Origin of the sequence: Duganella guangzhouensis (assembly GCF_009674535.1) — a bacterium.
Taxonomy (GTDB): Bacteria; Pseudomonadota; Gammaproteobacteria; order Burkholderiales; family Burkholderiaceae_D; genus Rugamonas; species Rugamonas guangzhouensis.
In genome coordinates this window covers 237852-264587 of record NZ_WKJK01000002.1, presented here as the reverse complement: position 1 = coordinate 264587, position 26736 = coordinate 237852, and the positions used below count along the sequence as shown (strand labels likewise).

Annotated in this window: 22 protein-coding genes; 13 read left to right on the top strand and 9 right to left on the bottom strand. The window is 62.1% G+C overall.

Annotated features, from left to right (window positions below; all coding sequences use genetic code 11):
• Position 1 precedes the first annotated feature (1 nt).
• The 3 genes from GJ699_RS04315 to GJ699_RS04305 all read right to left on the bottom strand — a co-directional run bounded on the left by GJ699_RS04315 (position 2) and on the right by GJ699_RS04305 (position 3192).
• On the bottom strand, positions 2–361 hold the full coding sequence (locus GJ699_RS04315) for a hypothetical protein (protein ID WP_154373457.1): 360 nt from the start codon (positions 359–361) through the stop codon (positions 2–4).
• A gap of 96 nt (positions 362–457) precedes the next feature.
• Positions 458–925, bottom strand: a complete 468-nt coding sequence (locus GJ699_RS04310) for a cyanophycin metabolism-associated DUF1854 family protein (protein WP_154373455.1) — start codon at positions 923–925, stop codon at positions 458–460.
• A gap of 2 nt (positions 926–927) precedes the next feature.
• The gene (locus GJ699_RS04305; protein ID WP_154373453.1) at positions 928–3192 is read right to left on the bottom strand and encodes a cyanophycin metabolism-associated ABC transporter; all 2265 of its coding nucleotides are present in this window, start codon (positions 3190–3192) and stop codon (positions 928–930) included.
• Positions 3193–3409: 217 nt separating this feature from the next.
• On the opposite strand from GJ699_RS04305, the gene GJ699_RS04300 reads away from it, so the two are divergent.
• From GJ699_RS04300 to GJ699_RS04285, 4 genes are all read left to right on the top strand, one after another.
• Positions 3410–5572, top strand: coding sequence for a cyanophycin synthetase (locus tag GJ699_RS04300; RefSeq protein ID WP_154373451.1), 2163 nt, complete (start codon positions 3410–3412; stop codon positions 5570–5572).
• Between the two features lie 29 nt (positions 5573–5601).
• Complete coding sequence (gene cphA / locus GJ699_RS04295) at positions 5602–8172, top strand: cyanophycin synthetase (RefSeq protein ID WP_154373449.1); 2571 nt, start codon at positions 5602–5604, stop codon at positions 8170–8172.
• A gap of 105 nt (positions 8173–8277) precedes the next feature.
• A complete protein-coding gene (locus tag GJ699_RS04290; RefSeq protein WP_154373447.1) occupies positions 8278–9732 on the top strand; it encodes a catalase in 1455 nt (484 codons plus the stop codon).
• A 67-nt stretch (positions 9733–9799) separates the two neighbouring features.
• Positions 9800–10906, top strand: a complete 1107-nt coding sequence (locus tag GJ699_RS04285; protein ID WP_229261940.1) for a patatin-like phospholipase family protein — start codon at positions 9800–9802, stop codon at positions 10904–10906.
• Here the strand turns inward: GJ699_RS04285 and GJ699_RS04280 are convergent.
• Positions 10881–11777 carry a LysR family transcriptional regulator gene (locus GJ699_RS04280; RefSeq protein ID WP_154373446.1) on the bottom strand — a complete coding sequence of 299 codons (897 nt, stop codon included), beginning with the start codon at positions 11775–11777 and terminating at the stop codon, positions 10881–10883. The two genes, GJ699_RS04285 and GJ699_RS04280, sit on opposite strands and share 26 nt — an antisense overlap.
• Before the next feature lie 89 nt (positions 11778–11866).
• Between GJ699_RS04280 and scpC the strand changes: the two genes are divergently transcribed.
• The 4 genes from scpC to GJ699_RS04260 are packed head-to-tail and all read left to right on the top strand — an operon-like array spanning position 11867 to position 15327.
• Positions 11867–13360, top strand: a complete 1494-nt coding sequence (scpC, locus tag GJ699_RS04275) for a succinyl-CoA:acetate CoA-transferase ScpC (protein WP_154373445.1) — start codon at positions 11867–11869, stop codon at positions 13358–13360.
• Positions 13361–13392: 32 nt separating this feature from the next.
• Positions 13393–14520, top strand: coding sequence for a M14 family metallopeptidase (locus tag GJ699_RS04270; RefSeq protein ID WP_154373443.1), 1128 nt, complete (start codon positions 13393–13395; stop codon positions 14518–14520).
• A 2-nt stretch (positions 14521–14522) separates the two neighbouring features.
• Complete coding sequence (locus GJ699_RS04265; protein WP_371867453.1) at positions 14523–14987, top strand: CYTH domain-containing protein; 465 nt, start codon at positions 14523–14525, stop codon at positions 14985–14987.
• A gap of 28 nt (positions 14988–15015) precedes the next feature.
• Positions 15016–15327 carry a hypothetical protein gene (locus GJ699_RS04260; protein ID WP_154373441.1) on the top strand — a complete coding sequence of 104 codons (312 nt, stop codon included), beginning with the start codon at positions 15016–15018 and terminating at the stop codon, positions 15325–15327.
• Between the two features lie 33 nt (positions 15328–15360).
• Here the strand turns inward: GJ699_RS04260 and GJ699_RS04255 are convergent, their stop codons facing one another.
• The 5 genes from GJ699_RS04255 to GJ699_RS04235 all read right to left on the bottom strand — a co-directional run bounded on the left by GJ699_RS04255 (position 15361) and on the right by GJ699_RS04235 (position 22154).
• The gene (locus tag GJ699_RS04255) at positions 15361–16623 is read right to left on the bottom strand and encodes a DUF2863 family protein (protein WP_154373439.1); all 1263 of its coding nucleotides are present in this window, start codon (positions 16621–16623) and stop codon (positions 15361–15363) included.
• A gap of 142 nt (positions 16624–16765) precedes the next feature.
• Positions 16766–19474, bottom strand: a complete 2709-nt coding sequence (acnA, locus tag GJ699_RS04250) for an aconitate hydratase AcnA (RefSeq protein ID WP_154373437.1) — start codon at positions 19472–19474, stop codon at positions 16766–16768.
• 75 nt (positions 19475–19549) lie between these two features.
• Positions 19550–20050, bottom strand: coding sequence for a hypothetical protein (locus GJ699_RS04245; protein ID WP_154373435.1), 501 nt, complete (start codon positions 20048–20050; stop codon positions 19550–19552).
• The gene (locus GJ699_RS04240) at positions 20050–21054 is read right to left on the bottom strand and encodes an HpcH/HpaI aldolase/citrate lyase family protein (RefSeq protein ID WP_154373434.1); all 1005 of its coding nucleotides are present in this window, start codon (positions 21052–21054) and stop codon (positions 20050–20052) included. Before GJ699_RS04240 ends, GJ699_RS04245 begins: the two co-directional genes overlap by 1 nt.
• 107 nt (positions 21055–21161) lie before the next feature.
• The gene (locus GJ699_RS04235; protein WP_154373432.1) at positions 21162–22154 is read right to left on the bottom strand and encodes a malate dehydrogenase; all 993 of its coding nucleotides are present in this window, start codon (positions 22152–22154) and stop codon (positions 21162–21164) included.
• Positions 22155–22391: 237 nt separating this feature from the next.
• Here GJ699_RS04235 and GJ699_RS04230 point away from each other — a divergent pair, with 237 nt between their 5' ends.
• The 5 genes from GJ699_RS04230 (at position 22392) to GJ699_RS04210 (ending at position 26708) form a co-directional block, all read left to right on the top strand.
• Entirely contained in the window at positions 22392–23189 is a 798-nt protein-coding gene (locus GJ699_RS04230) for a GntR family transcriptional regulator (RefSeq protein WP_154373430.1), read from the top strand.
• A gap of 220 nt (positions 23190–23409) precedes the next feature.
• The gene (sdhC, locus tag GJ699_RS04225; RefSeq protein WP_154373428.1) at positions 23410–23832 is read left to right on the top strand and encodes a succinate dehydrogenase, cytochrome b556 subunit; all 423 of its coding nucleotides are present in this window, start codon (positions 23410–23412) and stop codon (positions 23830–23832) included.
• 1 nt (position 23833) lies between these two features.
• A complete protein-coding gene (gene sdhD, locus GJ699_RS04220) occupies positions 23834–24205 on the top strand; it encodes a succinate dehydrogenase, hydrophobic membrane anchor protein (RefSeq protein ID WP_154373426.1) in 372 nt (123 codons plus the stop codon).
• A 2-nt stretch (positions 24206–24207) separates the two neighbouring features.
• Positions 24208–25986 (top strand): succinate dehydrogenase flavoprotein subunit, encoded by a 1779-nt coding sequence (gene sdhA, locus GJ699_RS04215; RefSeq protein ID WP_371867452.1) that lies wholly within the window; start codon positions 24208–24210, stop codon positions 25984–25986.
• 11 nt (positions 25987–25997) lie between these two features.
• Complete coding sequence (locus GJ699_RS04210) at positions 25998–26708, top strand: succinate dehydrogenase iron-sulfur subunit (protein WP_154373424.1); 711 nt, start codon at positions 25998–26000, stop codon at positions 26706–26708.
• Positions 26709–26736: the final 28 nt, after the last annotated feature.

Sequence of the window (26736 nt, the reverse complement as noted above, 5' to 3'; positions counted from 1 at the left end):
ATCAAGCCAGCGCGCCGATCAGCTTTTGCATGGGGCTGAGGGGGATGGCGGCATCCGGTTCATCGATTTCCTGTACCACGTCGTTGTAGGCCACCGCGCGTAGCGGTTCGACTTCGGCGGTGTCGGACAGGCGCGCTTCGTCGAGTAGTTGTTGCAGCGCTGGCGCATCCAGCGTATTCAATTTGGCGATCAGCGCGCCGTACTTGCGCACGTCGGCTTCGTTGGAGGCAATGCGCTCGGCGGGCCGAAGCGCGAGATTGATGCAGCCGAATACGGCAAACGTCGCCAATAGCCATGCGGACTGGACTGGTAGTTGCGCCGCCAGCGTCGCCACTGCGCTGCTGCCAGCCAGCAAGCTCATGAAGGTGAGGGCGGTTTGAATACGGCGGTAGAAACGCGCCGTGCGGTTCGGAAAGGCAGCGCCATCGGCGTGGTGGCCGATGGCGGGAGGCGGGGCTTACAGGAAGCGGTCGATGATTTTCTTGCTGTGCTTGTCCAGCTCGCGGATGTCGCGGACCAGGTAGTGGATGCCGTGGATGTCCGAGATCAGCAACGTGTCCACCGTCAGCCGGCGGATGTCTTCTTCGCCGCGCAGCACGAATTCGGTGTCGCCGCGATCGGTGGCCACCGACCAGGTGCACGGCGTGGCGTAGCTGGTCACGCTATTGATGCGCGCAATCTCCGGCATGAATTCACGCCCGCTCAGCTCCTCCTGCACCAGCGCGCCAATGGCCGCCGGCAGATCGCTGATACGGTCGATCCACGCCACCTCCTTGCCATCGCTGTTGAGCAGCGAGATGCCATCCTCCGGCGCCTGCACCGGAAACGCGCGCACCGCCGACACGCCTGCGTGCACCACGCCCTCGCTGGTGGTCAGCACCAGGTGGCCGAAGGGATTGCGGGTCAGTTCAAATTGAGTCGTCATCGTTATTCCTTGCCGCCGTCGTTCAGTTCCGCATTGCGGGCCTGTGCCTGATACAGGCGGTAGTAAGCGCCTTGCTGCGCCATCAGTTCATCATGATGGCCATCTTCCACCACCACGCCGCGATCCAGCACCACCAGCCGGTCGGCCTTTTGCAGCGTCGACAGGCGGTGCGCGATGGCGATGGTGGTACGGCCTTGCACCAGATTGTCCAGCGCCTTTTGGATTTCCTTCTCGGTCTCCGAGTCCACCGAGGCGGTGGCTTCGTCCAGGATCAGGATCTTCGGATCGATCAGCAGCGCGCGCGCGATCGAGATGCGCTGACGCTCGCCGCCGGACAGTCCCTGGCCACGCTCGCCTACCATCGAGTCGTAACCCTGCGGCAGACGCAGAATGAATTCGTGCGCGTGCGCGGCGCGCGCGGCGGCGATGATCTCTTCGCGCGTCGCATCAGGCTTGCCGTAAGCCAGATTCTCGGCGATGGTGCCGAAGAACAGGAACGGCTCCTGCAGCACCAGGCCGATGTTGCGGCGATAGTCCGACACCGCAAACGAGCGGATGTCGACGCCGTCCAGCATGATCGCGCCTTCAGCCACGTCGTAGAAGCGGCAGATCAGATTGACCAGCGTCGATTTGCCGGAACCCGAATGGCCGACCAGACCGACCATCTGGCCCGCCTTGATCTCAAGGTCGATGCCACGGTTGACGGCGCGGTTCCCGTAACGGAAGCCGACTTCGCGCAACGTGATATTGCCCTCGATTTTATCCAGCTTGACCGGCTTGACCGGCTCCGGCACCGACGACACGTGATCCAGAATGTCAAAGATACGCTTGGCGGCCGACGCCGATTTCTGCGTCACCGACACGATGCGGCTCATCGAATCCAGGCGGCCGTAGAAGCGGCTCGAATACGCAATGAACGACGACAGAATACCCACCGTGATATGGCCTTTGGAGACCTGATAGATACCGAACACCCAGATCACCAGCAATCCCAGCTCGGTCAGGAACGACACGGTAGGCGAGAACAGCGACCACACCTTGTTCAGCTTATCGTTGACCGCCAGATTATGCTTGTTGGCGACGCGGAAGCGGCTGGCTTCACGCGCCTCCTGCGCAAACGCCTTCACCACGCGGATGCCAGGAATGGTATCGGCCAGCACGTTGGTCACTTCGCCCCACACCCGGTCGATCTTTTCGAAGCCGGTGCGCAGGCGGTCGCGCACCAGGTGGATCATCCAGGCGATGAACGGCAGCGGCAGCAGCGTGAAGATGGCCAGCCACGGATCGATCGAGAACAGAATCACGCCGGTCATGATGATCATCAGGCAGTCGGACAGGAAGTCCAGCAGGTGCAGCGACAGGAACACGCAGATACGGTCGCTCTCGGAGCCGATACGCGACATCAGGTCGCCGGTACGCTTGCCGCCGAAGTATTCCAGCGACAGTCGCAGCAAATGCTCATAGGTGGTGGTGCGCAGGTCGGCGCCGATGCGCTCCGACGCCAGCGCCAGCACATAAGTCTTGCCCCAGCCGAAAATCCAGGCCATCACCGCCGCACCCACCAGGCCGGACATGTACAGCACCACCAGCGACGGATCGACGTCCTTGCCGTTCTGATAAGGAATCAGCACATTGTCCATCAGCGGGATGGTCAGATAGGGCGGAATCATGTGGGCGCCGGTGGACAGCAGCATCAGCGCAAAGCCCAGCCCCAGCTGGAATTTATACGGTTTGGCGAAGCGCCACAGGCGGAACAGGGTCCAGGTCGACGGCGGCGTGTACACCACCTTGGTACAGACCGGGCATTCTTCCTGATCCGGCTCCAGCGGCGCCTTGCAGCTAGGACAGATATTTTTTTCTTCCTGTACCACCGGCTGGCCGGTGGCGTGGCTGTCGAGGTGGGCGTCGAATTGTTCGATCAGGCGGATTGCCGTCAGATTCTGGCCCAGCGTGAAGCGCCAGGCGGCCAGGCGGCCCTGCGCGTTGATCAGTTCCAGATGGCCGACGCCGGCGTGATCGTGGTGTTTCAGCGTCAAATCCGGCGTAAATGGCCAGGATTCCCAGCCGGCGGCACCCGGCGCGCGCGCCAGAACGCGGCCCTGGGTGACCACCACCATGCCCTTGGCGAAACGAAGTTGCTGATCCAAGTCAACCTCCAGGGCACTTACGACGTTTTCCCCTTGGGAAAGTTGTGCCTGTATCTCGGAACGCCAGCGTTCGGGTAGATCGCCTGGGCTGGATACAGTGGAAAGTTGTTCGGTCGTCATCGTATGGCGTACTCCGGAGGGGAAAAGGGCTGATGTAACGGCTTATTTACGGTATTCTGTCAATCATTAAACATTTGACAGAGAACAATAAAACCGGATGTTTTGCTGTAGCGGCAAGTATACCGCACAGCAGCAGGGCAAGGGTACAGGGTTTACAATACGGCGCGGGCTGAAATGAGCGTACTCCAGCCGATAACAAAGAAATAAGATTTATTACATGACCAAGAAGAAAGACATTGAAGTTCTCCGCGTCAGCTATTTGCGCGGCCCCAACATCTGGACCTATCGCCCGGTAATCGAGGCGTGGCTGGATATCGGCGAGCTGGAGAGCTTCCCCTCGAATTTGCTGCCCGGTTTGTACGAGCGCCTGACGACGATCCTGCCGGGCCTGATCGTGCACCGCTGCGGCGTGGGCGAGCACGGCGGTTTCCTCGAACGTCTGCGCGACGGCACTTATGCCGGCCACATTCTGGAACACGTGGTGCTGGAGCTGCAAAACCTGGCCGGCATGAAAACCGGTTTCGGCAAGACCCGCGAAATTCATCCGGACAGCGGCCTGTATAAAATGGCGTTCCGCACCCGCCAGGAAGAAGTCGGCCGCGCCGCGCTGGCCGCCGGCCGCGACCTGCTGATGGCCATGATCGATGAGCAGCCGTATGATCTCGATGCCACGGTAGCCAAGCTGACCGACATGGTCGAAAGCCTGTGCCTGGGCCCGAGCACGGCCAATATCGTGGATGCCGCCGGCGTCCGCAAGATCCCGCACATCCGCCTCACCGACGGCAATCTGGTGCAGCTGGGCCACGGCGCCGCGCAGCGCCGCATCTGGACCGCCGAAACCGAACACACCTCGGCCATCGCCGAAGGCATCGCCAGCGACAAGGATCTGACCAAGACGCTGATCTCGTCGTGCGGCGTGCCGGTGCCGGAAGGCCAGTTGGTCACCAGCGCCGCCGAAGCCTGGGAAGCCGCGCAGGACATCGGCCTGCCGGTGGTACTGAAACCGTATGACGGCAACCATGGCCGTGGCGTCTCGCTCAACCTGAGCAACGAAGCCGACATCGCCGCCGCCTATGCGCTGGCGGCGCAGGAAGGCGACAGCAGCAGCGTGATCGTCGAACGCTTCATCGTCGGCGACGAGCACCGCCTGCTGGTGGTGGGCCGCAAAGTGGTGGCCGCCGCCGCCGGCGAATCGCTGTGGGTGACCGGTGACGGCAAATCCACCGTGCTGCAGCTGTGCGATAGCCAGATCAACACCGATCCGCGCCGTGGCGACACGGAAGAATTCCCGCTGGGCCGCGTCACGCCGCGTGAATCGGGCGAGATCGTGCTGGAATTGCAGCGCCAGGGCCTGACCCACGACTCGGTGCCGGAAGACGGCGTCAAAGTGCTGATCCAGCCGAACGGCAACGTAGCGGTGGACGTCACCGACAAAGTGCACCCGCAAGTGGCCGCGATGGCGACGCTGGCGGCGCGCGTGGTCGGCCTGGACATCGCCGGCATCGACCTGGTGACCTCGGACATCACCCGTCCGCTGGAAGAAACCGGCGGCGCCATCATCGAAGTCAACGCCAGCCCTGGTTTGCTGGCGCACCTGAAGCCGGCCGTGGGTGAACCGCGCAACGTCGGTGAAGCGATTGTCGAACACCTGTTTGGCGATGCCTCCGGTCGCATGCCAGTGGTCGGCGTCACCGGCCGTCACGGCACCACCATGGCGTCGCGCCTGATCGCCTGGCTGCTGCAAATCAGCGGCAAGAAGACGGGCGTGAGCTGCGCCGACGGCCTGTTCGTCAATGGCCGCGAGCTGCCGCGCGATGGCCTGGGCGACTGGGAAACCGGCGAGCGTCTGCTGCTGAACAAGAGCGTGGAAGCGGCGGTGTTCGAATCCAGCGCCGGCATGATCCTGCGCGACGGCCTGGCCTACGACAAATGCGCGGTCGGTGTGGTCACCGACGTCAGTGGTTTCGAAGAGCTGGCCGAGTTCTACATCAATAGCGAGAACAAGTTGTACAACGTGCTGCGCACCCAGGTCGACGTGGTGCTGCCAAGCGGCGTGGCGGTGTTGAACGCCGCCGATCCGCAGGTGGTGGACATGGCCGACCTGTGCGACGGCGAAGTGATTTTCTACGGCGTGGACGAGCAACTGGAGGCAGTGGCGGCACATCGCCAGGCCGGCAAGCGCGTGGTGTTCCAGCGCACCGACCGCATCGTGCTGGCCGAAGGCGACAGCGAGGTATGCAGCCTGCCGCTGTCGCCACTGGTGCCGCCGGAAGCGGTGCTGGCCGCGATTGCCGCCGGCTGGGCGCTGGGCCTGACGCCGGACCTGATCGGCGCCGGCTTGCGCACCTTTGAAGCGTCGCCGCAGCGCAGTCATCACTGATACACATCACTGAAAGTATAAGAAGAATCATGGAAGTTATACGCACCCGCGCCCTTCGCGGCCCGAATCTGTGGAGCCATCACACCGCGGTGGAAGCCATCGTCTCGTGCCCGCCGGAAGAACAATCGATCGCCACGCTGGCCGGTTTCGAGCAGCGCCTGCACGCGCGCTTCCCCGCCATCGGCGCCTTGCACCCCACCGGTAACTCGGACGCGGTGGCACTGGCCCGCGTGCTGGAAGTGGCGGCCCTGAGCCTGCAGGCGCAGGCCGGCTGCCCGGTCACCTTCAGCCGCACCAACGCCACGCTGGAAAACGGCATCTACCAGACCGTGGTTGAGTACACCGAAGAAGCGGTGGGCCGCCGCGCCGTGGCGCTGGCCGAGGAACTGATCAACGCCGCGCTGAAAGACACGCCGTTCGATCTGGCCGCCGCGCTGAACGAACTGCGCGATCTGGATGAAGACGTGCGTCTTGGCCCGAGCACCGGCGCCATCGTCAGCGCCGCCGTGGCGCGCGACATTCCATATCGCCGCCTGACCGAAGGCTCGATGGTGATGTTTGGCTGGGGCTCGAAGCAGCGCCGCATCCAGGCCGCCGAAATGGACAGCACCGGCGCCATCGGCGAAGCCATCGCCCAGGACAAGGAACTGACCAAGAAGCTGCTGCACGCGGCCGGCGTGCCGGTGCCTATCGGCCGCTCGGTGGAGGACGAGGACGATGCGTGGAAAGCCGCGCAGGAAATCGGCCTGCCGGTGGTGGTCAAGCCGAAGGACGGCAATCAGGGCAAGGGTGTCACGGTCAACATCATGACCGAAGAGCATCTGAAGGCCGCGTTCCGCACCGCCAAGGAATTCCGCGACGACGTCATGGTCGAGCGCTATCTGCCGGGCCACGACTATCGTCTGCTGGTGATTGGCACCAAGCTGGTGGCGGCGGCGCGCCGCGATCCGCCGCTGGTGATCGGCGACGGCGTGCACACCGTGCGTGAGCTGGTCAACATCGTCAACGCAGATCCGCGCCGTGGCTCCGGCCACGCCACCTCGCTGACCAAGATCCGCTTCGACGACATCGCGCTGGCGCGACTGGCGCTGCAAGGGCTGGAAGCCGATTCGGTGCCTGGCGATGGCCAGCGCGTCATCCTGCGCAACAACGCCAACCTGTCGACCGGCGGCACCGCCACCGACGTCACCGACGACGTGCATCCGGAAGTGGCGGCGCGCGCGGTGGAAGCGGCGCAAATGATCGGCCTCGATCTGTGCGGCGTCGACGTGGTGTGCGACAACCTGCTGGAACCGATTGAAAATCAACGCGGCGGCGTGGTGGAAGTGAACGCCGCGCCCGGCCTGCGCATGCACATCGCGCCATCGTTCGGCAAAGGCCGCGCGGTGGGCGAGGCCATCGTCAACACCATGTTCCCGGCCGGTGAGAATGGCCGTATCCCGGTGGTGGCGGTGACCGGCACCAACGGCAAGACCACCACCGTGCGCCTGATCGCGCACCTGCTGACCGCCAGCGGCCTGCGCACCGGCATGACCAATACCGACGGCGTCTACATCGAAGGCCGTCAGACCGACAGCGGCGACTGCTCCGGCCCGCGCAGCGCGCGCAACGTGCTGCTGCATCCGGACGTGGACGCGGCGGTGTTTGAAACCGCTCGTGGCGGCATCCTGCGCGAAGGCCTGGCCTTCGACCGCTGCCAGGTCGCCGTGGTGACCAACATCGGCATGGGCGACCACCTGGGCCTGAACTACATCACCACGGTGGAAGATCTGGCGGTACTGAAGCGCGTGATCGTGCAGAACGTGTCGGAGCAGGGCTTCGCGGTGCTGAACGGTGTCGATCCTATCGTCGCCGGCATGGCCGCCAATTGTCGCGGCAAGGTGATCTTCTTTGGCGCCGACCGCACGCATCCGGTGATCGCCACTCACCTGGCGCAAGGCGCGCGCACCGTGTTCGTCGAAGATGGCCACATCGTGGCGGCCGAAGGCCGTGTGCAGCACACCATTCCACTGTCGGCGGTGCCGATCACCCGCAACGGCACCATCGGCTTCCAGGTGGAGAACGTGATGGCGTCGGTGGCGGCGGCGTGGGGCGTGGGCATCAGCTGGGACGCGATCCGTCTCGGCCTGAAAACTTTCGCCAACGATTCCGACAATGCGCCGGGCCGCTTCAACGTGTTCGATTACAAGGGCGCGACGCTGATCGCCGACTACGGCCACAATCCGGACGCCATCCTGGCGCTGGTGAAGGCGGTGGAGACCATGCCGGCCAAGCGCCGCGTGGTGGTGATCTCGGGCGCCGGCGATCGCCGCGACCAGGACATCACGCAGCAAACCGAAATCCTCGGCCGCGCGTTTGACGACGTGCTGCTGTACGAAGACGCTTGCCAGCGTGGCCGCGTCGACGGCGAAGTGGTGGCGCTGCTGCGCTCCGGCTTGAACGGCGCGCCGCGCACCAGCCACGTCGAGGAAATCTATGGCGAGTTCAAAGCCATCGATACGGCGCTGGCGCGCCTGCAGGACGGCGACTTGTGCCTGATCCTGATCGACCAGGTAGAGGACGCGCTGGCGCACATCGCCAAGCGTATCAAGGAAGCTTGATCGTTTAGATTATATCTATCGATTCCATAGATATATATAGTTTTTCTTTATGGTACTCGTTGTTTAGAATAGCTCAACGCTATCAAACAACGAGGAGCCATAGCCATGAAGATCACTACCGCCTCCGGCATTCCAGTCGCCGACAACCAGAATTCGCTGACCGCCGGCCCACGTGGCCCGGTACTGCTGCAAGACTTCCACCTGATCGAAAAACTCCAGCACTTCAACCGCGAGCGGATTCCCGAGCGCGTGGTGCACGCCAAGGGTTCGGGCGCTTACGGCACTTTCACCGTCACCCACGACATCACTCAATACACCAAGGCGAAACTGTTCGCTGAAGTCGGCAAGCAGACCGAGAGCTTCCTGCGCTTCTCCACCGTGGGCGGCGAGAAGGGCAGTGCCGATACCGAGCGCGATCCACGCGGCTTCGCGGTGCGCTTCTACACTGAGGAAGGCAACTGGGATCTGGTCGGTAACAACACGCCGGTGTTCTTCCTCAAGGATGGCATCAAGTTCCCGGACTTCATTCACACTCAGAAGCGCGACCCGCAGACCAATCTGAAGTCGCCGACCGCGATGTTCGATTTCTGGAGCCGCACGCCGGAAAGCCTGCACCAGGTGACCACGCTGTTCTCCAGCCGTGGCACGCCGGACGGCTACCGCCACATGCATGGTTTCGGCAGCCATACCTACAGCCTGATTAACGACGCCGGTGAACGTGTCTACGTCAAATGGCATTTCCTGACCCAGCAGGGCGTCAAGAACCTGTCGGCCGAAGAGGCGACCCGCATCGCCGGCACCGATCCGGATTACGCACAGCGCGATCTGTTCAACGCGATTGCACGCGGCGATTTCCCGCGTTGGGACGTCAAGGTGCAGGTGGCCACCGACGCGCAACTGGCCGCATGGGAGGCGCGCACCGGCTGGAATCCGTTCGATCTGACCAAGGTGTGGCCGCACGCGGACTTCCCGCTGCTGCAGGTCGGCGTGCTGGAACTGAACCGCAATCCGATCAACTATCACGCCGAAGTGGAGCAGGCGGCGTTGTCGCCATCGAACGTGGTGCCGGGCCTGGGCTACTCGCCGGACAAGATGCTGCAGGCGCGCCTGTTTGCTTATCACGACGCACAGCTGTACCGCGTTGGCACCAACCACCAGCATCTGCCGGTGAACGCGCCGCGCTGCCCGTTCCACAATCAGCAGCGCGACGGTGCGATGGCGATCGCCAATGGCGGCGCCTCGGTCAACTACGATCCGGTACAGGGCGCGGGCAGCAATCCGCACGGCATGGGCCACGGTGAACCGCCGCTGGCGCTGGACGGCGCGGCCGGTCGCTACGATGGCCGTGGCAAGGAGGATGATTACACCCAGGCCGGCAATCTGTTCCGCCTGATGCCGGCGGATGAGCAGCAAAACCTGTTCGCCAATCTGGCTGCTCCTCTGAGCCAGGTTAGCGGCGAGATCATCGAACGCCAACTGGCGCACTTCGACCAAGCCGATCCTGCCTACGGCGCCGGCGTGCGCAAGGCGCTTAAGGCAAAAGGTGTCAACGTAGACTAAAGGCCACTGCGGACCGCCCCGAACTGCACTACAATCGTGATGTTGCAGTGCACCGTGGAGGTCCGACTTGAGCCGCAAACCTACTTGTCCACCATCCTCCGCCTTGCCGGGCCAGATCGTTCTGGTCCTGCAGGGTGGCGGCGCTTTGGGCGCTTACCAGTTGGGCGTTTATCAAGCCATGCACGAAGCCGGCATTGAGCCGGACTGGGTGATCGGCACCTCGATCGGCGCCATCAACGGCGCCATCATCGCGGGCAATCCGCCGCCGCAGCGGCTCGACAAGCTGCGCGAGTTCTGGCATCGCATGGAGCGCAACTCCTTCGGCTTCAGCACCATGCCGCGCGCGATCGCCAACGCGATTACGGTGGGGCAGGGCATCCCGGCGTTCTTCGAACCGAATCTGGCGTCGTGGTGGAATCCCGATGCGCGCGTCGGCGCCGAGCATGCCTCCTTCTACCAGACCGCGCCACTGCACAGCACCCTGGAACAGCTGGTCGATCTGGACTACCTGAATGGCAAACACCTGCGCCTCACGGTCGGCGCGGTCAATGCGCGCACCGGCGCGATGCGTTATTTCGACACGCGCCGCGAGCCACTGTGCCTGGAGCATGTGATGGCGTCCGGCGCGTTGCCGCCGGCCTTCCCGGCGGTGCGCATCGACGGCGAGCCGTATTGGGATGGCGGCATCTACTCCAACACGCCGATTGAAGCGGTGCTGGACGATGAGCCGCGCCGCAGTTCGGTGATCTTCTCGGTGCAGGTGTGGAATCCGGACGGCAGCGAGCCGGAAAGCGTGCTCGATGTGCTGGATAAGCACAAGGAAATCCAGTACGCCAGCCGCGCCAGCAATATCGAACAGCAGCGCAAGCTGCACCGGCTGCGTCACGTGATCCGCGAACTGACGCATCATCTGACGCCGGAACAGGCGGCGCAGCCCGAGGTGCGCGAACTGGCTTCGTGGGGCTGCGGCACCGACATGCACGTGGTGTCGCTGCGCCTGCCGCGCATCGGCAACGAAGACCACACCAAGGACATCGACTTCAGCGCCGCCGGCATCCGCGCCCGCTGGCAGGCCGGCTACGACGACGCGCAGCGCTTCATCGCGCTAAAACCGTGGGAGCAGCCGATCGATCCGATCGAAGGCATCGCTATCCACGAGCTGCCCGAGCACTGAGCACTTCGTCGCACACTTCCAGCCACGCGCGGGCGGCGTGCGACAAGTAAGTGCCACGCCAGACGTGGGCCGGTTGCCATGGCAGTTCCGGGTCCACCAGCTTGACCGCGTCCAAGTGGCCGATCGCCAGGCGGTGAATGAAGGGCTCGGGCAGCAGCGCCACGCCCATGCCGGCGGAGGCCATCGCCACCAGCCAGTCCCACTGGCCGCTTTGCGCGGCGATCTGCGGTTCGAAGCCGGCCGCCGCGAAGGCGGTGCGCAGCGCGCGCGTCATGGCGAAATCGTCTTTCAGCAGCACCAGCGGCGTGTTGGCCAGCGCTTTCAGTTTGATGCTGGTGCGGTTCTTTTGGAAGGTGCCGCGCGCCGCTAGCGCCCACACCGGATAGCTGGCGATCGGCGCCGCTTGCAGTCCCAGTGCGGGATCGGCCGGCAGCACCGTCAGGCCGATTTCCAGATCGCCTTGCGCCACCTGGCGTTCGATCGCCTGGCCGGCGTCTTCCTGCAGCGTTAGCGTGATGTTGGGATGGCGCTGGCGGAAGGCTTTTAGCACGGGCGTGAACAGCAGGTTGATCATCGGCGGAATGCCGACCGTGAGGCTGCCGCGTTCCAGCGCCTGCGTATCGCGCACTTCCACCGCCAGCTGGCGCATGGTGGCCAGCATCTCCACGCCGCGCGCGTAGACCACGTTGCCGGTGTCGGTCAGGCGCAGCTGGCGGCCTTCGCGCAGCAGCAGTTGTGCGCCGACTTCCTCTTCCAGTTGTTTGACCATCTTGCTGATGGTCGATTGCGTGACGTGCAGCGATTCCGCCGCCTGCGTAAAGCTGTTCAGGCGGACGGTTTCGACGAAGTAGCGGAGCGAGCGCAGGTCCATGAGTAAAACGAATGGAAAGTGAGAATTTAAGTCATAAATCGACAGTTTTTCTGATTCTATACTGAAACAAAAGAATGAGGAGAACGACCATGTATGAAGACCGTATCCGCCGCCCGGCGCTGATGAACAAACTGACCAGCGCCGCCGACGCCGCGCTGCTGTTCAAGGACGGCATGACCGTTGGCATGAGCGGCTTTACCCGCGCCGGCGACGCCAAGGCACTGCCGATGGCACTGGTGGAGCGCGCGCGTCAGGCGCCGCTGCATCTGACGCTGCTGACCGGCGCCTCGCTCGGCAACGACAGCGATGGCCTGATGGCCAACGCCGGCGTGGTGGCGCGCCGCATGCCGTTCCAGGCCGACGCCGCGCTGCGCCGCAAGATCAATACCGGTGAGGTGATGTTCATCGACCAGCACTTGTCCGAAACCGCCGAGCAGCTGCGTTCCGGCGACCTGAAAGCGGTGGACATCGCGGTCATTGAGGCGGTGGCGATTACGGCCGATGGCAGCATCATCCCCACCATGTCGGTCGGGAACACGGCCAACTTCGTGCAGCAGGCGAAGCAGGTGATCGTTGAGATCAATCTGAGCGCGCCGCTGGCGCTGGAAGGCTTCCACGATATCTACGTACCGGGCGAGCGTCCGCATCGCGAGGCGATTCCGCTGCTGACGCCATGGCAGCGTATCGGCGCGACCGCGATCCGCGTGCAGCCGGAGCGCATTGCCGCCATCGTCATCACCGATAGTCCGGACAGCCCATCCAACGCGCTGCCGCCCGATGAGGAAACCGACGCCATCGCGCGCCACGTGATCCGCTTCCTCGACGCCGAGGTGAAAGCAGGGCGCATGGACCCGACGCTGCGGCCGCTGCAGGCCGGCATCGGCACCATCGCCAACGCGGTGCTGCATGGCCTGATCGATTCGCCATTCCGCGACATGACCATGTATTCGGAAGTGCTGCAGGACAGTGCGATCGAGCTGCTGGACTCGGGCCAGCTGAAAATGGCCTCGGCTTCGTCGATCACGCTGTCGGCGGCCATGCACGAGAAGTTCATCGCCAACATCGAGCAGTACCGCGAGCGCGTCGTGCTGCGGCCGCAGGAGATCAGCAACCATCCGGAGATTGTGCGCCGGCTCGGCATCATCGCGCTGAATACGGCGCTGGAATTCGACATCTACGGTAACGTCAACTCGACCCACGTCGGCGGTACTCACATGATGAACGGTATCGGCGGCTCGGGCGACTTTGCGCGCAATGGGCAGCTGTCTATTTTCGTCAGCAAGTCGGTGGCCAAGGACGGCGCGATTTCGAGCGTGGTGCCGTTCGCCGCCCACGTCGACCATACCGAGCATGATGTCGATGTGCTGGTGACCGAGTGGGGACTGGCCGATTTGCGCGGGCTGGCGCCACGCGAACGCGCGCCGCTGATTATCGAGCACTGCGCCCATCCGGATTATCGGCCGCAGCTGCGCGCTTATTTCGAGGAAGCGAAGCTGGGCGGTGGCCAGACGCCGCATGTGCTGGAGCAAGCGCTGTCCTGGCACGCGCGCTATAAACGCGAGGGGAGCATGCTGGTAAAATAATGGTCATCAGACTCACTTAGTATTGGATCAACATGACCATCAAAATCAGCCAGAACTTCGACTCCGGCGCCATTGAAGTGCTGCGCGCCGACAGTGCAGCCAGCATTGAACTGAATCTGCGCAAGGATTCGCACGCGGACATCCATCAGTGGTTCCACTTCCGCGTGCAGGGCGCGCGCGGCGAGAAGCTGACCATGCGCTTCCTGAACGCCGGCCAGGCGACTTACGCCAAGGGCTACGAGGACTATCAGGCGGTGGCCAGCTACGACACCGAAAACTGGTTCCGCGTGCCGACCAAGTTCGATGGCGCGGTGTTGACGATCAACCATACGCCGGATACCGACAGCATTTACTACGCTTACTTCGAGCCGTATTCGTTCGAGCGTCATCTGCGCCTGCTGGGCGAGGTGGGCGAGCATCCGCTGGCGCGCGTGCAGGATCTGGGTTCGACGGTGGATGGCCGCGACATGAACCTGGTGGTGATCGGCAAGCCGGAAGCGGAAAAGAAAATCTGGTTCATCGCGCGTCAGCACCCGGGCGAGTCGATGGCCGAGTGGTTCATCGAAGGTCTGATCGATTCGCTGCTGGACGATGCCAACCCGATCGCGCGCAAGCTGCTGCAGCGCTGCGTGTTCTACATCGTGCCGAACATGAATCCGGATGGCTCGGTGCGCGGCAACCTGCGCACCAACGCGGCCGGCGCCAACCTGAATCGCGAATGGATGACGCCATCGGTCGAGCGCAGCCCGGAAGTGCTGTACGTGAAGCAGAAGATGCACGAAACCGGCATCGACATGTTCTTCGATATTCACGGCGATGAGGCGCTGCCGTACAACTTCGTGGCCGGTAACGAGATGCTGGAGAACTTCAGCGATGAGCGTCGCGTCAAGCAGCAGGCGTTCATCGATCGCTACAAGAACGCGTCGCCGGACTTCCAGGACAAGGTGGGCTACGCCGCCAGCAAGTACAAGGAAGACATGCTGACGCTGGCCTCGAAGTACGTCGGCCATCACTTCGGTTGCCTGGCGCTGACGCTGGAGATGCCGTTCAAGGATAACGCCGATCTGCCGGACCCTCACGTCGGCTGGAATGGCGCGCGTAGTGCTGCGCTGGGCGCGTCGATTCTGCAGCCTATCCTGTTGTCGCTGGACGATTACTGATCGTGGGCGTCGAGATCGAACGCAAGTTCCTGCTGTCGGGCGATGGCTGGATGCAGCTTGGAGAGCCGGTGTTCTTCAAGCAGGGCTATCTGTCGTCCAACAAGGAGCGGGTGGTGCGCGTGCGGATCGAGGGTGAGCGCGCGGTGATCACGATCAAGGGCGCCAACAAGGGCGCCACGCGCGGCGAGTGGGAGTATGAGATTCCTGTCGCCGATGCGGTTGAGCTGCTGGACGGTTTGTGCGAGCAGCCGTTGATCGAGAAGTATCGCCGCCGCATTGAGTTCGCCGGCAATGTGTGGGAAGTGGATGAGTTCCTCGGCGTGAATGCCGGCCTGGTGGTGGCGGAGATTGAGTTGCGGTCGGAAGGCCAGCAGTTCGACAAGCCGGACTGGGTGGGCGAGGAAGTCACCAGCGATCTGCGCTATCTCAATTCGAACCTGATTAAAAAGCCGTTCTCCACTTGGTAAGCGCGTCGTTCTGTCCTAAGCTGGATGAATGGACGATAAGGAATTCACCGCGCTGAAGGCGCACTACGACGCAATCGTGCCGACGTTAGCGACGAAGGCCGACATCGAGGTTTTGCGTGCGGAAATGCACAAAATGTCGGCCGAAGGCTATCGCTGGATGGTGGCCTCGATGATCGGTATGTTCCTTGGTTTTGGCGGGCTATACTTTGCCGGTAACAACGCGACCAAGGTGCAGCAGCCGGTCGCGCCTGTTGTGGTGCAGGCACCGGCGGCTCAGCAGGCACAGTTGCCACAGCAGGCGCTGCAGCCCATCATCATTTATCTGACGCCGCCGAAATAAGAAAAGCCCCGTAAGGGGCTTTTGCTTTACTGCTTAGTGGAAGTGCTCGGTGCCGGTTGGCGCGTCTTCGGGCATTTCGGCGTGGGCCAGTTCACCTACCGGATCGGCAAACAGCGGCGCGCCGCAGTCGTCGCAGAACTCGACCACGTAACGCTCGCTGTGCTTCTTGATCTGGGTGACGCCAGCCTCGCTCAGGTGCGCGATGATTTCTTCCACCGGCGTCACCGGTTTCTGCAGCGCCGCCGCCGGGGCCATGCCTTCGGCCGGCGTGCCTTCTTCATCTTCCTGTCCGTACAGCGGCCACACCACGCCATAGATCACGTCCGACGACGAGCGCTGGGTGAAGGCGACCCGGTATTCATCCACCTGGCCATCGGCGCTTTCCTCGCCAAAGCCGGCGATCACCGCGCGCAGATCGGCCGCTTCCACGCCCAGCGTGTGCGTCAGATAGTGCACGGCGGCGCGGATCGACACCGGGCGGATCTGCTTGTCCGCCTCGCGGCAAGCCATGTAATAGGCTTCCGGCAGCAGCAGCTCGACGCCGCAACCCGGCAGCAAACGGTTGACGGTTGGCGTGGCCTGCAGACGCCATTGTTCCACCGCGGTCGCGCGCTCGGCGGCAAAGTTGGCCTGATGCTCAGGCATCTGCCAGCGGAACAGCGGCGCACCGGTCGGCGCCACCACGGCCACCAGCAGATAGCGCGTGTCGGCCAGGAAGGGGGCGGTTTCCGGCACCTTGGTGTCAGCCTTCAGCACCGTGCCTTTGACGGCGGCCTGCGCCAGCTTATGTACTTTGCCGTACGTTTCGACATGGCTGCGCGGCAGCTGGTCGATCGAGAACAGCGTCGGCGACATCGCCACTTGCGTGCCGTCGGCCAGCAGGTGGGCCGAGAAGTGTGCGGTCAGGGTTTGCAGGATATCGGCCGGAATCGCGCCGGACGCGATCGCAAAGCGGGTCCATGCCAGGATAGGCGCGGCCACCAGCAGCACGTCGAACGACTTGCTGACGCCGTCGGCGGTTTCGATGCTGAAGCTGCTCGATTCGCTGACCGCTTCCACGCCGTCCATCAGCACGTCGTAGGCGTTCAGGTCTTCCTTGAACAGCGCGTTGAGGGTGGCGTCGATGGTGTCCTGGTGACCGGTCTTCAGGAGTTTCTGGAGCTGCGCATCGAGAGTATGTTCCCAGGCCCGCTCTTCGATACGGCTGGCCGCCTGTCCAATCGCTTGGGCATAGGTGGCGAGGCGCTGGCTCTCGGCAGACAATTTATGGGATGAAGCTTTAGATGGTCGACGCATTGCTTGAAGAGTCTCATTAAAAGTGAATAAAACGGATCAGTCATGCCAATGATAACCCTTGTGAGCCCTATTGTAGATCATCTGGCAAACGTGCATAAAAAAAGCCGGGCAAGCCCGGCTTTCGTCACGTGAGCAGCGCTGGTCAGGCGGCCAGCAGCTGACGCAGCACGAATGGCAGGATGCCGCCATGCTTGTAGTAGTCCACTTCGATCGGGGTGTCGATGCGCAGCAGCACTTTGACTTCCTGGCTCGAACCGTCGGCGCGGTGGATCACCAGGGTGGCGAATTGCTGTGGCTTGATCTCGCCGTCCAGACCCTTCAGGTCATAGGTTTCCTTGCCGGTGATGCCCAGCGATTCCACCGAGTCGTTGCCAATGAATTGCAGCGGCAGCACGCCCATGCCGACCAGGTTGGAGCGGTGGATGCGTTCGAACGAACGCACGATCACGGCTTTCACGCCCAGCAGCTGGGTGCCTTTGGCTGCCCAGTCGCGCGACGAGCCGGTGCCGTACTCTTCACCGCCAAACACCATGGTCGGGGTGCCGGCCGCCACATACTTCATGGCCGCGTCGTAGATCGACAGCTGCTCGCCCGATGGCTGGTGAATGGTGATGCCGCCTTCAACTGCGGAACCGTCGGCTTTCGGCGGGATCATCTTGTTCTTGATACGCACGTTGGCGAAGGTGCCGCGCATCATGATCTCGTGGTTGCCGCGACGCGAGCCGTAGGAGTTGAAGTCCGACTTCAGCACGCCGTTTTCCTTCAGCCATTTACCGGCCGGGCCATCTTCCTTGATCGAGCCGGCAGGCGAGATGTGGTCGGTGGTGATCGAGTCGCCAAACACGCCCAGCGCGCGCGCGCCGTTGATGTTCGGATTGGTCTCTTTCGGCGTCATCTCGAAGCCTTCGAAGAACGGCGGCTCGGCGATGTAGGTCGAGGCAGGCCAGTTGTAGACGTTGCCCTCGGTGGAGGACACGTTTTCCCACAGCTTGCCCGGATTGCCCTTGACGTCGGCGTAGTTCGATTTGAACACTTTCGAGTTCATCGCAAACTTCATCAGCTTGGCGATCTCTTGCGAGGTCGGCCAGATGTCGCCCAGGTACACGTCCTTGCCGCCCGTGCCCTTGCCAACCGGCTGGGTCATCAGATCGACCGTCATGTTGCCGGCGATGGCGTAGGCCACCACCAGCGGTGGCGAGGCCAGGAAGTTGGAGCGGATGTTCGGGTGAATCCGCGCTTCAAAGTTACGGTTACCGGACAGCACGGCCGAAGCGACGATGTCGTTCGAGGTGATGGCGGCGTTCAACTCAGGCGTCAGGTCGCCGGCGTTGCCGATGCAGGTGGTGCAGCCGTAGGCGGTCACGCCGAAGCCCAGTTTGTCCAGGTAAGGCAGCAGGCCGGCGGCGGTCAGGTACTCGGTCACCACGCGCGAGCCAGGGGCCAGCGACGATTTGATGTGCGGCGCCACGGTCAGGCCGGCTTCCACCGCTTTCTTGGCCAGCAGGCCGGCGGCCAGCAGCACGCTCGGGTTCGAGGTGTTGGTGCACGAGGTGATGGCGGCGATCAGCACGTCGCCGTTCTTCACGTTCACGCCATTGGTGGTGGTGTAGGTTGCGGTCAGGTCTTCCGGCTTTTTGTTGAAGCCGTTTTCCGACGTCGGTTTCGAGAACAGTTCGGTGAAGTTGGCCTTCACATTACCGATTTCGATACGGTCTTGCGGACGTTTTGGACCGGCCAGCGATGGCGTGACGTCGGTCAGGTTCAGTTCCAGCACGCGGGTGTAGTCGATGTCGCCGGCTTTCGGAATGCCGTACATGCCCTGGGCTTTGAAGTAAGCCTGGAACGCGGCGATTTCTTCCTTGGTGCGGCCGGTGCCTTCGAAGTACTCGATGGTGGCGTCGTCAACCGGGAAGAAGCCCATGGTGGCGCCGTATTCCGGTGCCATATTGCCGATGGTGGCGCGGTCGGTGACAGACAGCGTCTCGGTGCCTTCGCCGAAGAATTCGACGAATTTGCCGACCACTTTGGCTTTACGCAGCATTTCGGTGATGGTCAGCACCAGGTCGGTCGCGGTGCAGCCTTCGCGCAGCACGCCGGTCAGGTTAACGCCGATCACGTCCGGGGTCAGGAAGTAGACTGGCTGGCCCAGCATGCCGGCTTCCGCCTCGATGCCGCCCACGCCCCAGCCGACCACGCCGATGCCGTTGATCATGGTGGTGTGCGAGTCGGTGCCGACCAGCGAGTCAGGGTAGTAGACGCCGTTGCCGTCCTTGTGGACGCCGCGCGCCAGGTATTCCAGGTTGACCTGGTGGACGATGCCGAAGCCCGGCGGCACCACGCCGAAGGTGTCGAAGGCTTGCATGCCCCATTTCATGAACTGGTAGCGCTCGTTATTGCGCGAGAATTCCAGTTTCATGTTCAGGTCCAGCGCATTGGGTTCGCGGAAGTGGTCGATGGTGACCGAGTGGTCGACCACCAGGTCGACCGGCACCAGCGGCTCGATCTTCTTGGCGTTCTTGCCCATCTTGTAGGCGACGTTGCGCATCGCGGCCAGGTCGGCCAGCAGCGGCACGCCGGTGAAGTCCTGCAGCACCACGCGTGCCACGATGAACGGGATTTCTTCGGTGCGCTCGGCGGTGGCGCCCCAGTTGGCGACTTGCTTGACGTGTTCTTCGGTGACTTTCTTGCCGTCGACATTACGCAGGACGGATTCCAGCACTACCCGGATCGATACCGGCAGGCGGGAGATTTTGGCGCCCAGGCTCTTTTCCAGGGCCGGCAGCGAGTAGAACTTTGCCTTCTTGCCTGAAATAGTGAATTCCTGAAGCGTATTAAGAGTGTTGCGGGACATGACCTCTCCTTCGTGTTGGGTATCGTCTATTATTAAAGCAAAGCGGTAGTGCTGGGTATCGGTCTTATTGCAGTGTTATTGCAGGGTGTTGGTCACCGGTTGGCTGATCGCCACCGGTTTCATTTGTTCAGCGTCGCGGCATTCATTGGCCAACTGACGGTTCTGCTTGGAGTCCAGCAGCATGCCCTTGGCTGGAATACCGATCCAGATCAGGCCGTACATCTTGTTCTCGAAGCGGTTGGCGCCGGTGGTGGTGCCAACGCGGGTCAGGCGGTGCAGGCGCTTTTTCCAGCGCAGCGCGATGTGCGCGTCGTCGCCGGTGTTCTTGTAGATGGTGATCTTGTTGCCCAATTCGCAGTCGAAGTCGACGGCGGTGGTGTCGGTGATCGATGGCTCGTCGGCTTCCTCATCCGGCGCTTTCGGTTCCACCGGCTTGGCGGCGGCTTTCTTGGTCTTGGCGACGGCTTTTTTGACCACTTTCTTGGCCGGGGTGGTGTCGTCGGCGTAGGCGCCGGCGGCGAGGGTCAGCGAGGCCAGCGCGATGCTGCAGGCCGTGAGTAATTTGGTAATGGACATCAGTTTGCTTCCTGTGGGAGATCAGTGGGATTGCCGTTGAACAGCGCGGCCACCGAATCGGGCAGGCTGAGCCCGGCCAGTTTGGCTCGCTGTAAAACGGTCCAATAATATCGGTAGCTTGCACGGTCATGCAAGCGTCCATGCTGGGCAATCGGACCCCATTGCACGGCGGCGGCTTCGTGCAGGATGGCGGCCGCTTCACTCACTTCCGACAGGCGCGGCGTAAATGTCTTGATGATGGGCTTGATTTGATTCGGATGGATGCTCCACATCCGCGTGTAGCCGAACTCGGCGGCGGCGCGCTGGGCATCGTTGGCGGCCACTGCCGTATCCTTGATTTCGGTGGTCACATTATGCGACGGCACCTTGCCGTGGGCGTGGCAGGCGGCGGCGATTTCCAGCTTGGCGCGCACCACCAGCGGATGGGTGAACTGGCCCGGCGTGCGCATCGCGCTGCCGGGAATCGCGCCATAGTGCGACGACACGAAATCCATGATGCCGAACGATAGGCACTGTACCTGGGGCAGGGCGGCGATGGCATAGGCGTCGTGCAGCGCGCCGTGGGTTTCGATCAGCACGTGAATCGGCAAATCCTTGCGGCCGGCCTTGGCGGCGTGGACATTGATCTGCTTGATGGCGCGTGCCAATTCGTCAATGCTGTTGACCTTGGGCACCACCAGATAGGCCAGGCGCTGGGCGGCGGCGCAGATGATTTCAATGTCGCGCGCGAAGTGCGGGCTGTGCACATCGTGCACGCGGGCGCCGATGCGGTTGAATTTGTTGTCGTCGGAATTCAGCAGTTCGACCACCAGCTGGGCGTGGGCTTCCTCGTTGCCGGCGCTGGCGCCGTCTTCGCAATCAAGGGTGATGTCGAACAATGGGCCAAGTTCTTGTTGCAGGGCGATCGATTTGCGCATCAGCTTTTCGGAGCCGGCGTAGTGGTCGCAGGCGGGGAGTAAGGCTGGCTGGAGATTGCCCTGGAATAAAACCTCGGATGGATGCATGCGTGATGAGTCAGGCGTAGAAGTAATAACCGCCGCGCTGCTCTCGGCAGCGCGGCGGGTGCGGCGGATCGGTGGTTTAACCGGTTCCACTGATGGGAAGAGAAAGCTTACGCAGGCAGCAGGTGCTTGACGCCTTCGCGCTCTTCGGTCAGTTCTTTCAGGGTCAGGTTGATGCGCTCTTGCGAGAATGCATCGATTTCCAGACCTTGAACGATTTTGTATTCGCCGTTTTCGGTGGTGACCGGGAAGCCGAACACGATGCCTTCAGGGATGCCGTAAGAACCGTCCGATGGAATGCCCATGGTGGTCCATTTGCCGTTGGTGCCGACGTGCCAGTCGTGGATGTGGTCGATGGCGGCGTTGGCGGCCGAAGCAGCCGACGACAGGCCGCGCGCTTCGATGATGGCGGCGCCGCGTTTGCCCACGGTAGGCAGGAAGGTGTTGGCGTTCCATTCCTGATCGTTGATCAGGTCTTTGACGTTTTTGCCGTTGACGGTAGCGAAGCGGTAGTCAGCGTACATGGTCGGCGAGTGGTTGCCCCACACGGTCAGCTTCTCGATGTCTTTCACGGCGGTGCCGGTTTTGGCAGCCACTTGCGACAGCGCGCGGTTGTGGTCCAGACGCAGCATGGCGGTGAAGTTTTTGGCTGGCAGCGATGGCGCCGATTTCATGGCGATGTAGGCGTTGGTGTTGGCTGGGTTGCCGACCACCAGCACTTTAACGTTGCGCGAAGCGACGGCGTCCAGTGCTTTACCTTGGGCGGTGAAGATCTGGGCGTTGGCTTCCAGCAGGTCTTTACGTTCCATGCCTGGGCCACGTGGACGGGCACCGACCAGCACGGCGTAGTCGACATCCTTGAACGCGGTCAGCGGATCGCCGTGGGCGGTCATTTCGGTCAGCAGCGGGAATGCGCAATCATCGATTTCCATCATCACGCCCTTCAGCGCTTTCTGGGCTTTCTCGTCAGGGATTTCCAGCAGTTGCAGAATAACTGGTTGGTCCTTGCCGAGCATGTCGCCGTTGGCGATGCGGAACAGCAGTGCGTAACCGATTTGGCCGGCGGCGCCGGTGACAGCAACGCGCAGAGGGGTCTTAGCCATGATGAATCTCCAAAGTGTAAGTAAAACGTTCTTGAAGCGGGAACGGTTGCCCGCTCCGGGAAACCGTAATCATACTGCAAAATCAGCACTGATAATCATGATGTTATGAGCGCTGCGCGGGGGAGTGTAGGCCCGCCGCCACTATCTGTCAATCCTATCTTATGTCTTATATAAGACAGATAACTTATTGCCGTTTTTTCTGGACGGCACTGGTGTTTTGTGGTGAAATCTTGGTCTATGAGTTCCGCGCCGACCAATCCCAACCTGACCGCAGCTGCCGCCAATGCCGGTAGCGCGACAGGCGTGTCCGCGAATTCATCGCCTACTTTTTCCCCGCTGTACCAGCAAATCAAGGCGCTCATCACGCAGAGCCTGCAGTCCGGCGAATGGAAGCCCGGTGAACTGATCCCCAGCGAAGTCGAACTGGCCAACCGTTTCAAGGTCAGTCAGGGCACCGTGCGCAAGGCGATCGACGAGCTGGCCGCCGAGAACCTGGTGATGCGCAAGCAGGGCAAGGGCACTTTCGTGTCCACCCACCATGAGGAGCGCGCCCAGTTCCGCTTCCTGCGTCTGATGCCCGACGAGGGCGTGCCGCACCCCGGCGTCAGCCAGTTCATCGAAGTCAAGCGCACCCGCTCGCCGGCCGATGTGGCGCGTCTGCTGGACCTGAAGTCCGGCGACGCGGTGATCTTCATCAAGCGGGTGCAATCGTTTGACGGCGTGCCCACCATCGTAGAGGAAATCTGGCTGCCTGGCATCACCTTCAAAGGGCTGACCGCCGAGCGGCTGGAAGAATACAAGGGGCCGATGTATGGCCTGTTCGAATCCGAATTCGGCACGCGCATGATCCGTGCCACCGAAAAAATCCGCGCCGTGATCGCCGCCGAGGGCGACGCCGCGCTGCTGCAAATTGCTGTGAATACGCCGTTGTTGGCGTCGGAACGGGTGTCGTACACCTATGGCGACAAGGCGGTCGAGCTGCGCCGCGGCTTGTACCTGACGGAACGTCACCACTATCACAACGAGTTGAATTAGCGAGTGAATTGAAGGAGATACGGCGTAACGAGGGCGCGTCACACGCCTGTAGCATTGTTGCGCTGATAATACGTTGAGTCACGGAAAGTGACCGCCACCCAGTGTTGCAAAACACTATTTTAGTTATATGTAACAATAGATATTGGTTATGAGTGCGGAAATAGGCGAAAATCGCATTCTTACCATATTTTTGTTTGTTTTAGCCTGAGGAGGTCTTGTTATGTCAGAAGCCGTAAGGGAAGCCCCTAAAAAAGAACGGCCAGAGTTCCGTAACATTCATGTTACTGAGCTTTCCAACTACCGAATGACGCCGGCTGCAATTGTGTCCATCCTGCACCGTATTTCCGGTGTCTTGATGTTCGTGCTGCTGCCGTTCGTGCTCTATCTCTTGCAGAACTCTCTGCGTTCCGAGATCTCTTTCGCTTACTACGAAGGTTTCGTGACCTACCCGCTGGTCAAGCTGATCATTCTGGCGCTGGTCTGGGGTTTCTTCCACCACTTCTGCGCTGGCATTCGCCACCTGGTGATGGATTTGCATATCGGCCTGGACAAGCATTCGGCGCGTAAGTCGTCCGTCACCGTGCTGGTCATCAGCCTGGTTCTGACCGCGCTGGTCGCCCTGAAACTGTTTGGAGTGTTCTGAAATGTCCATCAACGATAACGGTATCGGCCCGAAACGCCGTGTAGTTGGCGCCCACTACGGCGTCAAGGACTGGCTGGCGCAGCGCGTCACCGCAGTGCTGATGGTGCTGTACACCGCCACCCTGCTGATCTCTTTCCTCACCGGCCAGAACTTCACCTATGAAGGCTGGGCTGGCCTGTTCGCCCAACAGTGGTTCAAACTGATCACCGCCGTGACCCTGATCGGCCTGTTCTACCACGCCTGGGTTGGCATGCGTGACGTCTGGATGGACTATGTGCGCGCCGTTGGCCTGCGCCTGGTCCTGCAAATCGCCACCATCGCCTGGCTGATCGGCTGCGCCGTGTGGTCGATTCAAATTATCTGGAGTGTGTAATCGTGGCAGCTATTAAATCTGGAATTCCTACCCGCCGCTTTGACGCGGTCATCGTCGGCGCCGGCGGCTCCGGCATGCGCGCATCGCTGCAGCTGGCCGAAGCCGGCCTGAACGTGGCTGTGCTGTCGAAAGTATTCCCAACCCGTTCCCACACCGTGGCGGCGCAGGGCGGCATTGGCGCCTCGCTGGGCAATATGGCCGAAGACAACTGGTTCTGGCACATGTTCGACACCGTCAAAGGCGGCGACTACCTGGGCGACCAGGATGCGATCGAATTCATGTGCCGCGAAGCACCGAAGGTCGTCTACGAGCTGGAACACTTCGGCATGCCGTTCGACCGTAACCCGGATGGCACCATCTACCAGCGTCCGTTCGGCGGCCACACCGCCAACTTCGGCGAAAAAGCCGTGCAGCGCGCTTGCGCCGCGGCTGACCGTACCGGCCACGCGCTGCTGCACACGCTGTATCAGCGTAACGTCAAAGCCCGCACCCACTTCTTCGTTGAGTGGATGGCGCTGGACCTGATCCGCGACGCCGAAGGCGACGTGGTGGGCGTGGTCGCGCTGGAAATGGAAACCGGCGACGTCATGATCCTGGAAGCCAAGACCACCATCTTCGCCACCGGTGGCGCCGGCCGTATCTTCGCCGCGTCGACCAACGCCTTCATCAACACCGGCGACGGCATGGGCATGGCGGCACGCGCCGGCCTGCCGCTGCAGGACATGGAGTTCTGGCAGTTCCACCCGACCGGCGTGGCCGGCGCCGGCGTCCTCATCACCGAGGGTGTGCGCGGCGAGGGCGGTATCCTGATCAACTCGGAAGGCGAGCGCTTCATGGAGCGCTACGCGCCGACCCTGAAGGATCTGGCGCCGCGCGACTTCGTGTCGCGTTCGATGGACCAGGAGATCAAGGAAGGCCGTGGTTGCGGCCCGAACAAAGATCACGTCATGCTGGATCTGCGCCACATCGGCAAGGATACCATCGAGAAGCGCCTGCCGTCGATTCTGGAAATCGGCCACAAGTTCGCCAACGTCGATGCGACCAAAGAACCGATCCCGGTCGTGCCAACCATTCACTATCAGATGGGCGGTATCCCGACCAACATCCACGGTCAAGTGGTCACGCCGAACGGCGACGGCTCGCAGAAAGTGGTCAACGGCCTGTACGCGATCGGCGAATGCGCCTGCGTCTCGGTGCACGGCGCCAACCGCCTGGGCACCAACTCGCTGCTGGACCTGGTGGTGTTCGGCCGCGCGGCCGGCAACCACGTGGTCGCGTCGAACCTGAAGCAGAAGGAAAACAAGCCGCTGCCGAAAGACGCCGCCGACTTCGCGCTGAACCGTCTGAACAAGCTGGAAACCTCGACCGGCGGCGAAAAAGTGCAGGGCGTCGCCAACGACATCCGCTCGACCATGCAGAAATACTGCGGCGTGTTCCGTACCGACGAGATGCTGAACAAAGGCGTTGAAGAGATCCTGAAGCTGGACGAGCGTCGCAAACACGTGTCGTTCCAGGATAAATCGAAAGTGTTCAACACCGCCCGCGTCGAAGCGCTGGAGCTGGACAACCTGATCGAAACCGCGAAAGCCACCATCGTCTCGGCCGCAGCCCGCAAAGAATCGCGCGGCGCCCACGCCCACGACGACTACCCGCACCGCGACGACGACAACTGGATGAAGCACACTTTGTGGTATTCGGAAGGCAACCGCCTGGATTACAAGGCAGTCGTGACCAAGCCATTGACGGTCGATACCTTCAAACCGAAACCACGTACTTTCTAAGGCTATACAACATGGCACGCACTCTCAAACTGAAAATTTACCGTTACGATCCGGACCGTGACGCCAAGCCGTACATGCAGGACGTCACCGTCGAGCTGAAAGACACCGACAAGATGCTGCTGGACGCGCTGCAGCGCATCAAGTCGGACGTCGATGACTCGCTGGCCCTGCGCCGCTCGTGCCGCGAAGGCGTGTGCGGTTCGGACGCGATGAACATCAACGGCAAGAACGGTCTGGCCTGCACCACCAATCTGAACGAGCTGAGCGAGCCGATCGTGCTGCGTCCGCTGCCAGGTCTGCCGGTGATCCGCGATCTGATCGTCGACATGACCCAGTTCTTCAAGCAGTACCACTCGGTCAAGCCGTACCTGATCAACGATTCGATCCGCCCGGAAAAAGAACGCCTGCAGTCGCCTGCCGAGCGTGAAGAGCTGGACGGCCTGTACGAGTGCATTCTGTGCGCGTGCTGCTCGACCTCGTGCCCATCGTTCTGGTGGAATCCGGACAAGTTCGTCGGCCCGGCCGGCCTGCTGCAAGCCTACCGCTTCATCGCCGACTCGCGCGACGAAGCCACCGGCCCGCGTCTGGACAACCTGGAAGACCCGTACCGTCTGTTCCGCTGCCACTCGATCATGAATTGCGTCGATGTGTGCCCTAAGGGTCTGAACCCGAACAAGGCCATCGGCAAGATCAAAGAGCTGATGGTTCGTCGCGCAATCTAACGCGCACACGGGCGGTGGCGTCAGCGCC

What these genes read in the sequence shown, in the direction of transcription:
- sdhD (WP_154373426.1), top strand. Translation starts at nt 23,834, where the DNA reads ATGTCCATCAACGATAACGGTATCGGCCCGAAACGCCGTGTAGTTGGC.
- GJ699_RS04315 (WP_154373457.1), bottom strand. Translation starts at nt 361, where the DNA reads ATGAGCTTGCTGGCTGGCAGCAGCGCAGTGGCGACGCTGGCGGCGCAA.
- GJ699_RS04255 (WP_154373439.1), bottom strand. Translation starts at nt 16,623, where the DNA reads ATGCGTCGACCATCTAAAGCTTCATCCCATAAATTGTCTGCCGAGAGC.
- GJ699_RS04235 (WP_154373432.1), bottom strand. Translation starts at nt 22,154, where the DNA reads ATGGCTAAGACCCCTCTGCGCGTTGCTGTCACCGGCGCCGCCGGCCAA.
- scpC (WP_154373445.1), top strand. Translation starts at nt 11,867, where the DNA reads ATGTATGAAGACCGTATCCGCCGCCCGGCGCTGATGAACAAACTGACC.
- GJ699_RS04230 (WP_154373430.1), top strand. Translation starts at nt 22,392, where the DNA reads ATGAGTTCCGCGCCGACCAATCCCAACCTGACCGCAGCTGCCGCCAAT.
- GJ699_RS04210 (WP_154373424.1), top strand. Translation starts at nt 25,998, where the DNA reads ATGGCACGCACTCTCAAACTGAAAATTTACCGTTACGATCCGGACCGT.
- acnA (WP_154373437.1), bottom strand. Translation starts at nt 19,474, where the DNA reads ATGTCCCGCAACACTCTTAATACGCTTCAGGAATTCACTATTTCAGGC.
- GJ699_RS04305 (WP_154373453.1), bottom strand. Translation starts at nt 3,192, where the DNA reads ATGACGACCGAACAACTTTCCACTGTATCCAGCCCAGGCGATCTACCC.
- GJ699_RS04310 (WP_154373455.1), bottom strand. Translation starts at nt 925, where the DNA reads ATGACGACTCAATTTGAACTGACCCGCAATCCCTTCGGCCACCTGGTG.
- cphA (WP_154373449.1), top strand. Translation starts at nt 5,602, where the DNA reads ATGGAAGTTATACGCACCCGCGCCCTTCGCGGCCCGAATCTGTGGAGC.
- GJ699_RS04300 (WP_154373451.1), top strand. Translation starts at nt 3,410, where the DNA reads ATGACCAAGAAGAAAGACATTGAAGTTCTCCGCGTCAGCTATTTGCGC.
- GJ699_RS04270 (WP_154373443.1), top strand. Translation starts at nt 13,393, where the DNA reads ATGACCATCAAAATCAGCCAGAACTTCGACTCCGGCGCCATTGAAGTG.
- GJ699_RS04280 (WP_154373446.1), bottom strand. Translation starts at nt 11,777, where the DNA reads ATGGACCTGCGCTCGCTCCGCTACTTCGTCGAAACCGTCCGCCTGAAC.
- GJ699_RS04240 (WP_154373434.1), bottom strand. Translation starts at nt 21,054, where the DNA reads ATGCATCCATCCGAGGTTTTATTCCAGGGCAATCTCCAGCCAGCCTTA.
- GJ699_RS04260 (WP_154373441.1), top strand. Translation starts at nt 15,016, where the DNA reads ATGGACGATAAGGAATTCACCGCGCTGAAGGCGCACTACGACGCAATC.
- sdhC (WP_154373428.1), top strand. Translation starts at nt 23,410, where the DNA reads ATGTCAGAAGCCGTAAGGGAAGCCCCTAAAAAAGAACGGCCAGAGTTC.
- GJ699_RS04245 (WP_154373435.1), bottom strand. Translation starts at nt 20,050, where the DNA reads ATGTCCATTACCAAATTACTCACGGCCTGCAGCATCGCGCTGGCCTCG.
- GJ699_RS04290 (WP_154373447.1), top strand. Translation starts at nt 8,278, where the DNA reads ATGAAGATCACTACCGCCTCCGGCATTCCAGTCGCCGACAACCAGAAT.